The 12,196-nt window shown below is 60.3% G+C and carries 11 protein-coding genes; 4 read left to right on the top strand and 7 right to left on the bottom strand.

The genetic code is table 11. The annotated features are described in order from the left end of the window. Positions 1 to 29: 29 nt before the first annotated feature. Positions 30 to 911, bottom strand: coding sequence for a zinc-ribbon domain-containing protein (locus tag INHI_RS0114440; RefSeq protein ID WP_027248097.1), 882 nt, complete (start codon positions 909 to 911; stop codon positions 30 to 32). Positions 912 to 1,129: 218 nt separating this feature from the next. Here INHI_RS0114440 and INHI_RS0114435 point away from each other — a divergent pair, with 218 nt between their 5' ends. From INHI_RS0114435 to INHI_RS0114420, 4 genes are read left to right on the top strand one after another with little or no spacing between them, the layout of a single operon-like run. Further along, positions 1,130 to 1,807 (top strand): cell division ATP-binding protein FtsE, encoded by a 678-nt coding sequence (locus tag INHI_RS0114435; RefSeq protein WP_014873455.1) that lies wholly within the window; start codon positions 1,130 to 1,132, stop codon positions 1,805 to 1,807. Continuing rightward, the gene (locus tag INHI_RS0114430; RefSeq protein WP_014879043.1) at positions 1,804 to 2,703 is read left to right on the top strand and encodes a cell division protein FtsX; all 900 of its coding nucleotides are present in this window, start codon (positions 1,804 to 1,806) and stop codon (positions 2,701 to 2,703) included. Before INHI_RS0114435 ends, INHI_RS0114430 begins: the two co-directional genes overlap by 4 nt. Then, positions 2,700 to 3,449, top strand: a complete 750-nt coding sequence (locus INHI_RS0114425; protein ID WP_027248096.1) for a lysophospholipid acyltransferase family protein — start codon at positions 2,700 to 2,702, stop codon at positions 3,447 to 3,449. Before INHI_RS0114430 ends, INHI_RS0114425 begins: the two co-directional genes overlap by 4 nt. Then, complete coding sequence (locus tag INHI_RS0114420; RefSeq protein WP_027248095.1) at positions 3,427 to 4,032, top strand: pyridoxamine 5'-phosphate oxidase family protein; 606 nt, start codon at positions 3,427 to 3,429, stop codon at positions 4,030 to 4,032. The genes INHI_RS0114425 and INHI_RS0114420 overlap by 23 nt, the downstream gene beginning before the upstream one ends. A gap of 78 nt (positions 4,033 to 4,110) precedes the next feature. Here INHI_RS0114420 and INHI_RS0114415 read toward each other — a convergent pair whose 3' ends face one another. The 6 genes from INHI_RS0114415 to sucD all read right to left on the bottom strand — a co-directional run bounded on the left by INHI_RS0114415 (position 4,111) and on the right by sucD (position 12,181). Further along, complete coding sequence (locus INHI_RS0114415) at positions 4,111 to 4,425, bottom strand: EthD family reductase (RefSeq protein ID WP_027248094.1); 315 nt, start codon at positions 4,423 to 4,425, stop codon at positions 4,111 to 4,113. A gap of 120 nt (positions 4,426 to 4,545) precedes the next feature. Continuing rightward, the gene (gene lpdA / locus INHI_RS0114410) at positions 4,546 to 5,943 is read right to left on the bottom strand and encodes a dihydrolipoyl dehydrogenase (protein WP_027248093.1); all 1,398 of its coding nucleotides are present in this window, start codon (positions 5,941 to 5,943) and stop codon (positions 4,546 to 4,548) included. 90 nt (positions 5,944 to 6,033) lie between these two features. Further along, positions 6,034 to 6,423: an MAPEG family protein gene (locus tag INHI_RS0114405; protein WP_027248092.1), complete on the bottom strand. Its 390-nt coding sequence runs from the start codon at positions 6,421 to 6,423 to the stop codon at positions 6,034 to 6,036. Between the two features lie 94 nt (positions 6,424 to 6,517). After that, positions 6,518 to 8,068: a 2-oxoglutarate dehydrogenase complex dihydrolipoyllysine-residue succinyltransferase gene (odhB, locus tag INHI_RS0114400; protein WP_027248091.1), complete on the bottom strand. Its 1,551-nt coding sequence runs from the start codon at positions 8,066 to 8,068 to the stop codon at positions 6,518 to 6,520. A gap of 6 nt (positions 8,069 to 8,074) precedes the next feature. Continuing rightward, positions 8,075 to 11,032, bottom strand: coding sequence for a 2-oxoglutarate dehydrogenase E1 component (locus INHI_RS0114395; RefSeq protein ID WP_014879050.1), 2,958 nt, complete (start codon positions 11,030 to 11,032; stop codon positions 8,075 to 8,077). A gap of 264 nt (positions 11,033 to 11,296) precedes the next feature. After that, positions 11,297 to 12,181 (bottom strand): succinate--CoA ligase subunit alpha, encoded by an 885-nt coding sequence (sucD, locus tag INHI_RS0114390; protein WP_014873464.1) that lies wholly within the window; start codon positions 12,179 to 12,181, stop codon positions 11,297 to 11,299. Positions 12,182 to 12,196: the final 15 nt, after the last annotated feature.

Below are 12,196 nucleotides of genomic sequence, written 5' to 3'. Positions count from 1 at the left end.
TTCTAGGCTTGAGCAAAACGGCAACGGCGCTATTGCTGCACGGTAAAGGCGCGCACCTGCGTATCCAGCCACAACCGCGCGGCATCCACCTTGGCGACATAAGTGCTGAGATAGGGATCAGCCTGTGGCAGCTTCTGTGCGATCAGCGGAGCATTGTCATAAGCCATAGCAAGGGCCAGAGCGATCAGCAGGGCAAAGGCAAAGCCGCGGGTAAAGTTGCGCTTTTTCTTGGGAGGTGCCGCATCCATGGGGGGCGCAATTGGTGCTGCGGCGCCCTCACCCGAGCGCAGCGTGGAATTGATCTCATCAATATTGGGCAGCAGTCCACGGCGGGATTCCGTCTCAGCGGTCGCAAGCTGCTGCGGATCCTCACCGCGCATCCGGGCCATTTGCTCGCGCGCCTCGCGGGCGCGTCGGGCTGATTCTTCCTCAGGCAGTGAATCAAGCCCCAGATCGGTCTGGGTTTGCAGTGTGCTGTTTTCGGCGGCACGCAGGCTGGCTTCACGCTCAGCCTCTTCGCGTAGGATATCGCTGATTGCCGGGTCCAGACCGCGCGCAGTGGCCGCGACGTCAGGGGCCGGTTCCTCAGTTGTATCCTCTTCGGAGGCCTGATCTTCAGGCGCCTCCTCATCGGGTGGCAGATCGGCCTCTTCGGCGATATCATCGCCTGCATCATCTGTCAGCGGATCCTGATCTGGAGCATGGGGCGCGGGTTCAACAGCGTCCGGTGGCAGATCGGCGAGCTCTGGGTCTGTGATTGGCGCGCGCTCTGCATCATCTGCGTCAAGCGCACGGCCAGCCTGAAACCACGTCTGCCCGCAATTGGAACATTGCACGTCGCGGCCCTCATCAGGGATTACATCATCCGGCACCTCATACTGGGCTGCACAGTTCGGACATGTCAGTCGCATGGGTCACTCCTTGGGACCTGGGGTGGCTCCGGGGGGGATCCGGGCGGCTGTCGGCGTGTGATTGTTGAATAATCATAGGCAGTTCCGCCTTTCCACGAAAGGGCCAATCGCGTCGACGGGCATGGACTGTTTCCAGAGGGCGCAGCGCGGCAACAGCGCGGACCATTGAAACTGGCCGCACAGTCGGGCAAAACACCGGTGACCAAAAGGGGACCGCCGTGATCGAGCTGGACAATGTGGGGTACAATTACGGTGGCGGCGAACTGCTGAGCGAGGTGTCAGTACAGCTGGCGCCGGGGTCGTTCCATTTTCTGACCGGTCCATCCGGGGCAGGGAAAACGACCCTGTTGAAACTCTGCTACGGCGCATTGACGCCAACGTCTGGTCGAGCACGAGCTTTCAATATGGATATTAATGGCTTGGACCGTGATCAGATGGCTTATCTGAGGCGGCGTATTGGTGTGGTCCATCAGGATTGTCGGTTTCTGGACCACCTGCCAGTAATCGAAAACATCGCCTTGCCGCTGACGGTGTCCGGGCGTGACATTGATCAGGAAGAGGCCAATCTGAGAGAATTGCTGAATTGGGTCGGCCTGTCGGAGCGGGCGCATGCAACGCCGCCGGAGCTGTCCGGGGGGGAGCGGCAGCGCGCAGCGCTGGCCAGATCGGTCATCCTGTCACCGGAAGTGATCATCGCGGATGAACCAACTGGCAATGTGGACTGGGAAATGTCGCAGCGACTGCTGCAATTGCTGGTAGAGCTGAACCATATGGGCAAGACGGTACTGGTGGCCACCCATGATCTGTCGCTGATCCGGGCGGCCAAGAAACAGGTGCAGGCGCGAGTACTGCGGATTTCCAACCGGCAGCTTCAGCAGGCGGGGGCAGATCTATGAACCTAGGCCGGATGCGCGATGTGATTGTCGGAGATGCTCAGGCTGACCGCGTGGTTCCGCCAAGCGGATTTACGGCCCAGCTGACGTTATTTGTGTCGGGGGCGATGGCGTTTCTCGCGGTTTTTGCGCTGGCCTTGTCGCTGGCCTCAGGCCGGTTGGCGGATCGCTGGGCAGAGGAATTGGCCCGCGCTGCGACGCTGCGGATCAACGCGCCCGCCGAGCAACGCGTGGCTCAGACCGAGGTGGCGATGACCATTCTGGAGCAGACACCGGGTGTCGCCTCGGCCCGCGCGCTCAGCCGCGAAGAGCAGGCTGCGCTGCTGACGCCGTGGTTCGGGACCAAGCTGCCGCTGGATACACTGCCGATACCGCAGCTGATTGAGGTGATCGAAGGTGATCCGGGTTACGATGATGCGGGGCTGCGACTGCGGCTGCAGGCTGAGGTGCCAGGTGCCGTTCTGGATGATCATACCCGTTGGCGCGCACCTTTGGTGGATGCGGCGCAAGCGCTGCGTCGTCTGGCATGGGTGTCTATTCTGCTCATCGGCGGAGCGACGGCGGCGATGATCACCCTCGCGGCCAATGCGGCTCTTGCGGCCAACGCCCAGGTGATTGAGGTTCTGCGCCTTGTTGGTGCATTAGACACCTACATCGCACAGGCCTTTATCCGGCGCTTTACCCTACGCGCTCTGTTCGGGGCGGGGGTTGGCATGGGGCTTGGCATGTTGGGGGTCTGGCTGATGCCCGAAGCCTCTCGCGAGGGCGGGTTTCTGACCGGTCTCGGCTTTCAGGGCTGGAGCTGGCTCCTGCCGTTGTGCATTCCTTTGCTTGGTGCGCTCGTTGCCTTTGCCGCAACGACCCGCGCAGCCAACAAACGTCTTGGAGATTTGGCGTGAAAACTGCATTTCGATGGCTGCTCTCGGCCGTGTTTATGGTTCAGATCTATGTGATGATGCTGATCTTTGGCCTGGTTTTTGCACCTTGGGCTCTGGTGTCGCCACGCGGTGCCCGTGTGGCCTGTCGCAGCTATGCCGGCTATGTGTTATGGTGCGCCCGCTGGATGCTGGGCCTGCGTACCGAGGTGCGAGGTCCGGTGCCGACTGAGGAGGTGATCATCGCAGCGAAGCATCAGAGTTTTCTGGATATTCTGATCATCTTTCACGCCACCCCTTCAGCCAAGTTCATCATGAAACGCGAGTTGCTGTGGACACCGATCATAGGCATCTATGCCAAGCGTTTGGGGTGCGTGCCGGTCAACCGCGGTAAGAAGGGCAATGCCATTGCCCGCATGGTCAAGGACGTCGCGGCAGAGTTCGCGGACCCCGGCCAGCTGGTGATCTATCCGCAAGGCACCCGTGTCGCACCCGGTGCGGACCGGCCCTATAAGATCGGTACCGGGGTTCTTTATGCAGCGCTGGAGCAGCCTTGCGTACCGGCAGCAACCAATGTGGGTTTGTTCTGGCCGCGCACCGGTATCATGCGCAAACCGGGGTTGGGCGTGGTGGAATTCCTGCCTGCGATCGCACCGGGACTGGACCGTGATGCCTTCATGGCCACGCTGGAGCGCGAAGTGGAGACACACTCAAACAAGTTGATGCAGGAAGCGGGGTATAATATCGATGGAGTTTCTCACCAGGGTTGAGGCGCTTGAGGCGCATTACGGCACACCCGGTGCGCCCTCTCTGCGTAAGGTGGCACGGCAGATGACGCCGCTTTATCGCAAGTGGATTATGGCGTCGCGGCTATGCATGTTGGCCACGGTTGGGCCGGAAGGCACCGATGACAGCCCGCGTGGCGATGATGGTCCGGTGGTTCTGGAATTGGATCCGGGCAGGCTGGCCCTGCCGGACTGGCGGGGCAACAACCGGATCGACAGCCTGCGCAATATCGTGCGGGACCCGCGTGTCTCGTTGATGTTTCTGGTGCCGGGATCGAACAACGTGGTGCGCGTGAACGGTGAAGCCCGGGTGACGGCGGACGCCGATCTGCGCGCCAAGTTTGACAAGAGCGGCAAACAGCCCCGCACCGTCATTGTTATTGAAATCAACGAGATCTACAGCCAATGCGCTCGCGCGCTGATGCGTGCGCGTACCTGGGCCGCAGAGGATGAAAGCGCGGATCTGCCGACTATGGGGGAGATCCTTGCCGAGCAGACCGCCGGAGTAGAGGGCGGGAAGGCCTACGACGAAGCCTGGGCACCGCGCGCCGCCAAGACCATGTGGTAAAGCCAAGGCGTCGGGAGGCAAACCGGCGCCCTGTCCTGTCATCAGGACATCGACCGTTAAGGCGCGAGGTGTTTCCGATCAGCTCATCAGGACCTGTCCAATAAGGATCTGCGGGCGGATGTTGGTAAAGTTTGCCACATCATCAATTATCGGCCCGCCTTTCTCCGCCATCGCCGTGTCGAGCGTTTCCATATCCGGGAAGGTAATTGTCGCGATCAGCAAAAAGGCAGGCGGCACGTCCGGCCCGCTGGCGATCCCGCGTGAGGCCTCTACCGTGTCCATCATATCGCCCCAGTGCTCTTCCAGCAGGGGAAGATGGGTTTTTTCATAGTAGTCGTAGTCAAACGTCGCGTCTTCGGGTGCAGGGTAGATCACTTGTAGGCTGACGGTCATGGCAGGGGCTCCGGTTCATGAGAAAGCGGCCCACCATGAGTGGACCGCTTTGGTGTTGGGTCTGTATCTAGCAGGAGGTGGCGGCAGAAAGTACCCCGTTTCCTGTAGGCAAATCCATGATCAGCTGTGGATCGGACCGTCGCCGCAGGCCAGTGCCGCCTCGCGGACGGCTTCGGAGTAGGTCGGATGCGCATGGCAGGTGAGGGCCAGATCCTCGGCAGAGGCGCCGAATTCCATTGCGACACAGATTTCATGGATCAGATCGCCAGCGCCGGGACCGATGATGGCCGCGCCCAGTATACGGTCGGTTTCCTTATCCGCGATGAGTTTCACAAAGCCACCTTCGGCCTGATGCACGGCCTTGGCGCGCGCGTTGCCCATGAACATGAACTTGCCGGTCTTGATCTTGCGACCTTCGGCCTTCAACGCATCTTCGGTCTGTCCCACGGTGGCCACCTCGGGTGTGGTGTAGACCACGCCGGGAATCACGCCGTAGTTAACGTGGCCATGTTTGCCCGCAATCACCTCGGCAACGGCCATGCCTTCGTCTTCGGCCTTATGGGCCAGCATAGGACCTTCGATGACGTCACCGATAGCATAGACGCCTTTGACATTGGTGGCCCAATGGGCGTCGGTTGCGATCTGGCCGCGCTCGGTCATCTTGACACCCAGAGCATCAAGGCCCAGCCCCTCAGCGTAGGGCTTGCGACCGGTGGCGACCAACACCACATCGGCATCGATCACTTCGTCATCGCCGCCTTTTTTCGGCTGGTACTTCACCTTTGCTTTGGTCTTGGAGGTTTCAACCTCCTGTACCGCAGCCCCCATGATGAAGTTCAGACCCTGCTTTTCCAGGATCCGCTTGAAGCTGCGCTGAACATCTTTGTCCATGCCGGGGCAAACGGCGTCCATATATTCAACCACGGTCACGTCAGATCCCAGACGTGCATAGACCGACCCCAGTTCCAGCCCGATGACGCCGGCACCGATTACGACCATTTTCTTTGGGATCTTGGGCAGGTCCAGCGCGCCGGTGCTGTCCACTACGATCCCTTTGTCGTTATCGACCTCAACGCCTGGCAGCGAGGAAGGCACCGAGCCGGAGGCAATGACGATGTTCTTGGCCTCATGGGTGTCGTCACCCACCTTGACCTTGCCGGCTTCCGAAAGGGAGGCCCAACCCTTGATCCAGTCAATCTTGTTTTTCTTGAACAGAAATTCGATACCGCCGGTGTTCTGGCCGATGACTTCTTCCTTGTAGGATTTCATCTGGGACCAGTCGACCGAGGGGCTTTTGCCCTTCAGACCCATGTGGGCGAAGTTATGTTCAGCTTCATGTAGCAAATGGGTCGAGTGCAGTAGTGCCTTTGAGGGGATGCAGCCGACGTTGAGGCAGGTGCCGCCGAGGGTATCGCGGCCCTCGACCACTGCGGTCTTGAGGCCCAGCTGGGCGCAGCGGATGGCGCAGACATAGCCACCGGGGCCGGCGCCAATTACGATCACGTCATAGGATGCCATATTGATGTGCTCCTTCAGGGTTGACGGGGAGGGGGCGCTGCCCCCGGCCCATGCGGGCCTCCCCCGGAGTATTTGAGGAAAGATGACGGCTCATACCAGCGCTGCGGTCAACATAAAGACCGTGGCAAAAAAGCCAACAAACCAGATGATCGAGCGGCCTGGGGTCCAGCCCAATACGTAGGCCGGCACGTAGAGCACCCGGGCGCAGAGGTAGACCCATGCACAGCCCGCAGTGAAACCGGTGGATTGATCGCTGATCACCACCACGCCGCAAGCGATAGTAAAGAGGATCAAACCTTCGAAATGGTTTTCCATCGCGCGTTTGAAGCGTCCGGCCGTGCCTGTCAGAGTGACCGGTGTGTCGCGTGGGCCGAGTGCTATTTTCGGGTCCAGCTGGCGGTTTGCCGTGATGGCATATGCGCAGAACTGAAGCGCTTGCAGCAGGGCGGCGAGGGTGAGGGCGGTGAGTTCTGGGGTCATTTTGATCAAAACAAATTTTGCCAATTAGGTGCCCTTGCGAAACACGTCGCAAAAGATGGCGGTTCGCCTGAGGCGTCAGGCGAACCGCTTGGTCTTACAGATCCATCAACAACCGGCGGGGATCTTCCAGTGCTTCTTTGACGCGCACGAGGAAGGTCACGGCACCTTTGCCGTCGACGATGCGGTGGTCGTAGGACAGCGCCAGATACATCATCGGGCGGATCTCCACCTTGCCATTGATGGCCATCGGGCGGTCCTGGATCTTGTGCATGCCGAGGATGCCGGACTGCGGCGGGTTCAGGATCGGCGAAGACATCAGCGAGCCGTAGACGCCACCGTTGGAGATGGTGAAAGTGCCGCCCTGCATCTCTGCCATCGACAGTTTGCCGTCGCGGGCGCGGGCGCCTTTCTCGGCGATCGCCTTTTCAATGTCGGCAAAAGACATCGCATCTGCGTCTCGGATCACCGGAACAACCAGGCCCGTGGGCGTGCCTGCCGCGATACCCATGTGGACGAAGTTCTTGTACACGATGTCGGTGCCGTCGATCTCCGCGTTGACCTCGGGCACCTCGTTCAAGGCGTGGCAGCAGGCCTTGGTGAAGAAGGACATGAAGCCCAGTTTCACGCCGTGCTTTTTCAGGAACAGATCCTTGTACTCGTTGCGCAGGGCCATCACCTCGCTCATATCGACCTCGTTGTAGGTGGTGAGCATGGCTGCGGTGTTCTGACTGTCTTTCAGACGCTTGGCGATGGTCTGCCGCAGGCGGGTCATTTTCACGCGCTCTTCGCGGGCGGCGTCGTCTGCAGCAACGGGCGCGCGCACAGGTGTGGCCGCTGCTGGGGTCGATGTGCTGGTCGCCGGAGCAGCTGCGGCAGCCGCCACAGCGCGGGCGACGTCATCTTTCATGATGCGGCCATCGCGACCACTGCCTTCCACCTGATCTGCGGAGAGGCCAGCCTCAGCCATCGCCTTTTCGGCGGAAGGCGCATTGGCGATATCCTTGGCCGGACCGCCCTGGCCTGCGGGGGGCGTGGTATATTGCGCACCATCTGCGGTTTCGCCTTTGGTGGGCGTGGGCGTTACGGCGCCTGCCTCGCCACTTGAGATCACGCCGAGTTTGGCCGTCGCATCGACGGTGCTGCCTTCTTCAGCTGTGATTTCGGTCAGGATACCGGCAGTCGGGGCTGGGACTTCAACCGAGACCTTATCAGTTTCCAGCTCGCAGAGCATTTCGTCCTGCGCGACACTGTCGCCGACCTTCTTGAACCAGGTGGAAACAGTGGCCTCGCTCACGGACTCGCCAAGCGTTGGCACCATCACGTCGGTTGCGGCGCCTGCATCACCTTCTGCTGCGTCCTTCGTGGCGGCTGGTGCGGATGTTGCAGGGGCTGCCGCTGTGTCAGAACCGCCTTCTGCGATCGTGGCAAGCAGCGCATCGACGCCGACGGTTTCGCCCTCGGCGGCGACGATCTCACCCAGGGTGCCGGCGGCAGGGGCCGGGACTTCAACGGTGACTTTGTCGGTTTCCAGCTCGCAGAGCATTTCATCTGCGGCGACCGCGTCACCCGGCTTTTTGAACCAGGTGGCGACGGTGGCTTCGGTCACGGATTCGCCCAGGGTGGGCACGCGAACTTCGGTGGTCATGGGGTGTTATCCTTCGATGCTCAGCGCTTCGTTCACGAGCGCAGCTTGTTGGGCTTTGTGTTCGCTGGCCAGGCCCGTTGCGGGCGAAGCCGAGGTGGCGCGACCGACATAGGTCGGCCGACTGTGCTTGGCGCCGATGCGCGTCAGCACCCATTCGATATTCGGTTCGATGAAGCTCCAGGCGCCCTGATTTTTGGGCTCCTCCTGACACCACACCACCTCAGCACCTTTGAAGCGCTCAAGCTCCTTCACGAGCGAGATGGCAGGGAACGGGTAATATTGTTCGATCCGCATCAGGTACACATCGTCGAGACCACGGGCGTCGCGTTCTTCCAGGAGGTCGTAGTAGACCTTGCCCGAGCAGAGGACGACGCGTTTGATCTTGTCATCGGCGACCAGTTTGGTGTCGGAATTGCCGTGCTGGGCATCATCCCAGAGAACGCGGTGGAAGCTGGAACCGGTGGTGAATTCTTCGGCCTTGCTGACTGCCAATTTGTGTCGCAGCAGCGACTTTGGCGTCATCATGATGAGCGGCTTGCGGAAGGTGCGGTGCAGCTGGCGGCGCAGGATGTGGAAGTAGTTCGCCGGTGTGGTGCAGTTGGCGACAATCCAATTGTCCTGACCGCACATTTGCAGGAAGCGCTCCAGACGGGCGGAGGAGTGCTCCGGCCCCTGGCCCTCAAAACCGTGCGGCAGCAGGCAGACGAGGCCCGACATCCGCAGCCATTTCGATTCACCCGAGGAGATGAACTGGTCGAACATGATCTGGGCGCCGTTGGCGAAGTCGCCGAACTGGGCTTCCCACAGGGTCAGCGCGTTCGGTTCCGCCAGCGAGTAGCCGTATTCAAAGCCGAGAACTGCGTATTCGGACAGTGCCGAGTCGATCACCTCATAATGAGACTGGCCGCTGCGGATATTGTTCAGCGGATAGTAACGCTCCTCGGTGTTCTGGTTGACGATACCTGAATGGCGCTGAGAGAAGGTGCCGCGCGTGGCATCCTGCCCGGACAGGCGCACCGGATAGCCTTCGGTCAGAAGAGAGCCAAAGGCCAGCGCCTCACCAGTTGCCCAGTCGATTCCTTCGCCGCTATCGACCATCTTGGCGCGCGCGTCCAGGAAACGACCAATGGTCTTGTGGACGGGGAAACCCTCGGGCACTCGGCTGAGAGCGGTGCCGACCTCCTTGAAGGTTTCTGGCGATACAGAGGTCTGGCCGCGCTGGTAATCGGTATCCTTCTTGTCGAGGTGCGACCAGCGGCCATCCAGCCAGTCTGCCTTGTTCGGCTTGAAGTTCTTGCCGGCTTCGAATTCCTCATTCAGGCGGGCCTGGAATGAGGCTTTCATATCCTCAATCTCCCCCTCGGGAATCAGGCCATCCTTGACCAGACGCTCAGTATAAAGCGACAGCGTTGTCTTGTGACCCTTGATCTTCTTGTACATCAGCGGGTTGGTGAACATGGGCTCGTCGCCCTCGTTATGGCCAAACCGGCGGTAGCAGAAGATATCGAGAACGACATCCTTGTGGAATTTCTGGCGGAATTCCGTGGCGACCCTGGCGGCGTGAACCACAGCTTCCGGATCGTCACCGTTGACGTGGAATATCGGCGCCTCGACCACCAGCGCGTTGTCGGTGGGGTAGGGCGAAGAGCGTGAGAAATGCGGTGCCGTGGTGAAACCGATCTGGTTGTTGACCACGATATGCATCGTGCCGCCGGCCTTGTGACCGCGCAGGCCCGAGAGAGCAAAGCACTCGGCTACAACACCCTGACCCGCAAAGGCCGCATCACCGTGCAGCAGAATCGGCAGCACCTTGGTGCGTTCGCTGTCCTTGAGCTGGTCCTGCTTTGCGCGAACCTTGCCCAGAACAACCGGGTTTACGGCCTCAAGGTGCGAGGGGTTCGCGGTCAATGACAGGTGAACGGAGTTGCCGTCAAATTCGCGGTCAGAAGAGGCGCCGAGGTGATATTTCACATCGCCCGAGCCATCAACATCCTCGGGCTTAAAGCTGCCGCCCTGAAATTCATTGAAGATCGCCTTGTAGGGTTTCTGCATCACATTGGCGAGCACCGAGAGACGGCCCCGGTGCGGCATGCCGATGACGATATCGCGGATCCCCAGCGCGCCGCCGCGTTTGATGATCTGCTCCATCGCTGGAATCAGGCTTTCGCCACCATCAAGACCAAAGCGTTTGGTGCCCATGTATTTGACGTGCAGGAATTTTTCGAAGCCCTCTGCTTCAACCATTTTGTTGAGGATCGCCTTGCGACCTTCGCGGGTGAAGGTGATTTCCTTGTCATAACCCTCGATCCGCTCCTTCAGCCAGCTGGCCTGTTCGGGATCGGAGATGTGCATGTATTGCAGCGCGAAGGTGCCGCAGTAGGTCCGCTTCACAATGCTGACGATCTGGCGCATCGAGGCGACCTGAAGCCCCAGCACGTTGTCGATGAAGATCGGGCGGTCCATGTCAGCTTCGGTGAAACCATAGGTGCGCGGATCCAGTTCGGGATGCTGGGCCTCCTCGCGCATACCGAGCGGATCGAGATTAGCTGCCAGATGGCCGCGGATCCGGTAGGCCCGGATCAGCATCAGGGCCCGGATCGAATCCAGAACAGCGCGCTGCACTTGGTCATCGGTTACTTCGACGCCCTTGGCGGCAGCCTGTTCCTTGATCTTCTTGCCGGCACCCTTGGCCTCTGCCGGGGCAGGCCACTCGCCGGTCAGCGCGCCTGTCAGATCATCATTGGGGGCAGGCGGCCAGTCAGCGCGCGCCCAGGAGGGGCCAGCGGCCTCCGCCTTCACATCAAGTTCTGCGTCACCCATCTGCCGAAAGAACTCAGCCCAGGCGGCATCCACCGCGTTGGGGTCGTTGGCGTATTGGGCATAGAGCTGCTCAAGATACTCAGCATTGTGCCCCTGCATGAAGGAGGAGGCATGGAAGAGTTCGTTAGGGCTCTGGTCGGTCATGTAAGTACCTCTTGCGGGTTGGGACCGGTTCTAGTGCGACCTGGGGTCATGAGGGGCAGCCTGATCAGAAGGCGTTTCGGAAGAGTAAAACGTCTCTGGAATCCTGCAGCAGATAAGATCGGCCTCTGGAGGTAACAATCCTATCGGCAAAAGGATCCAACAGTTGGGAGGGCGGGCATCCTTGCGGAGTGCCCGAAACCGGGGCAGATGCGGATGATCTGCCCCGGTTCAAATAATCTGCGCCATATGCGGCGACATGCGGCATTATTTGCCGATGGCCTTTAGCACGGCCTCGCCCAGTGTGGCAGGGCTATCGGCGACAACAATACCAGCGGATTTCATCGCCTCGATTTTGTCCTCGGCACCACCTTTGCCACCGGCAACGATTGCACCAGCGTGACCCATGCGGCGGCCCGGAGGGGCTGTGCGGCCTGCGATAAAGCCTGCGATGGGCTTCCAGCGGCCTTTTTTCTTCTGCTCGGCGATGAATTCTGCCGCTTCTTCTTCAGCGGAGCCACCGATTTCACCGATCATGATGATCGACTGGGTCTCATCATCATTCAGGAACATGTCCAGAACGTCGATGTGCTCGGTGCCCTTGATCGGGTCGCCGCCAATGCCCACAGCGGTGGACTGGCCCAGACCGATATCAGCGGTCTGCTTCACCGCCTCATAGGTCAGGGTACCTGAACGAGATACAACGCCGACCGAGCCACGCTTGTGGATGTGGCCGGGCATGATGCCGATTTTGCAGGCATCAGGCGTGATCACGCCGGGGCAGTTCGGGCCGATCAGGCGCGATTTGCTGTCTTCCAGCGCGCGCTTCACCTTCATCATGTCCAGAACCGGGATGCCCTCGGTGATGCAGACAATCAGCTCCATCTCGGCATCAATGGCCTCAAGGATGGAGTCCGCCGCAAAGGGGGGCGGCACATAGATCACAGAGGCATTCGCCTCGGTCACGTGCTTGGCTTCGTGTACGGAGTTGAACACCGGTAGGTTCAGGTGGGTCTGGCCACCTTTGCCCGGTGTCACGCCGCCGACCATCTTGGTGCCATAAGCGATGGCCTGTTCAGAGTGAAAGGTGCCCTGCGAGCCGGTGAAGCCCTGACAGATGACCTTGGTGTTTTCGTCGATAAGGACTGCCATTGGTGGAGTCTCCTT

This window comes from Phaeobacter inhibens DSM 16374 (assembly GCF_000473105.1).
Taxonomy (GTDB): Bacteria; Pseudomonadota; Alphaproteobacteria; order Rhodobacterales; family Rhodobacteraceae; genus Phaeobacter; species Phaeobacter inhibens.
The sequence above is the reverse complement of the archived record's forward strand: the minus strand, read 5'-3'. Positions and strand labels throughout refer to the sequence as shown.

Coding starts and splice junctions, on each gene's coding strand:
- INHI_RS0114430 (WP_014879043.1), top strand. CDS start 1,804: ATGAACCTAGGCCGGATGCGCGATGTGATTGTCGGAGATGCTCAGGCT.
- INHI_RS0114415 (WP_027248094.1), bottom strand. CDS start 4,425: ATGACCGTCAGCCTACAAGTGATCTACCCTGCACCCGAAGACGCGACG.
- odhB (WP_027248091.1), bottom strand. CDS start 8,068: ATGACCACCGAAGTTCGCGTGCCCACCCTGGGCGAATCCGTGACCGAA.
- INHI_RS0114405 (WP_027248092.1), bottom strand. CDS start 6,423: ATGACCCCAGAACTCACCGCCCTCACCCTCGCCGCCCTGCTGCAAGCG.
- lpdA (WP_027248093.1), bottom strand. CDS start 5,943: ATGGCATCCTATGACGTGATCGTAATTGGCGCCGGCCCCGGTGGCTAT.
- sucD (WP_014873464.1), bottom strand. CDS start 12,181: ATGGCAGTCCTTATCGACGAAAACACCAAGGTCATCTGTCAGGGCTTC.
- INHI_RS0114395 (WP_014879050.1), bottom strand. CDS start 11,032: ATGACCGACCAGAGCCCTAACGAACTCTTCCATGCCTCCTCCTTCATG.
- INHI_RS0114420 (WP_027248095.1), top strand. CDS start 3,427: ATGGAGTTTCTCACCAGGGTTGAGGCGCTTGAGGCGCATTACGGCACA.
- INHI_RS0114440 (WP_027248097.1), bottom strand. CDS start 911: ATGCGACTGACATGTCCGAACTGTGCAGCCCAGTATGAGGTGCCGGAT.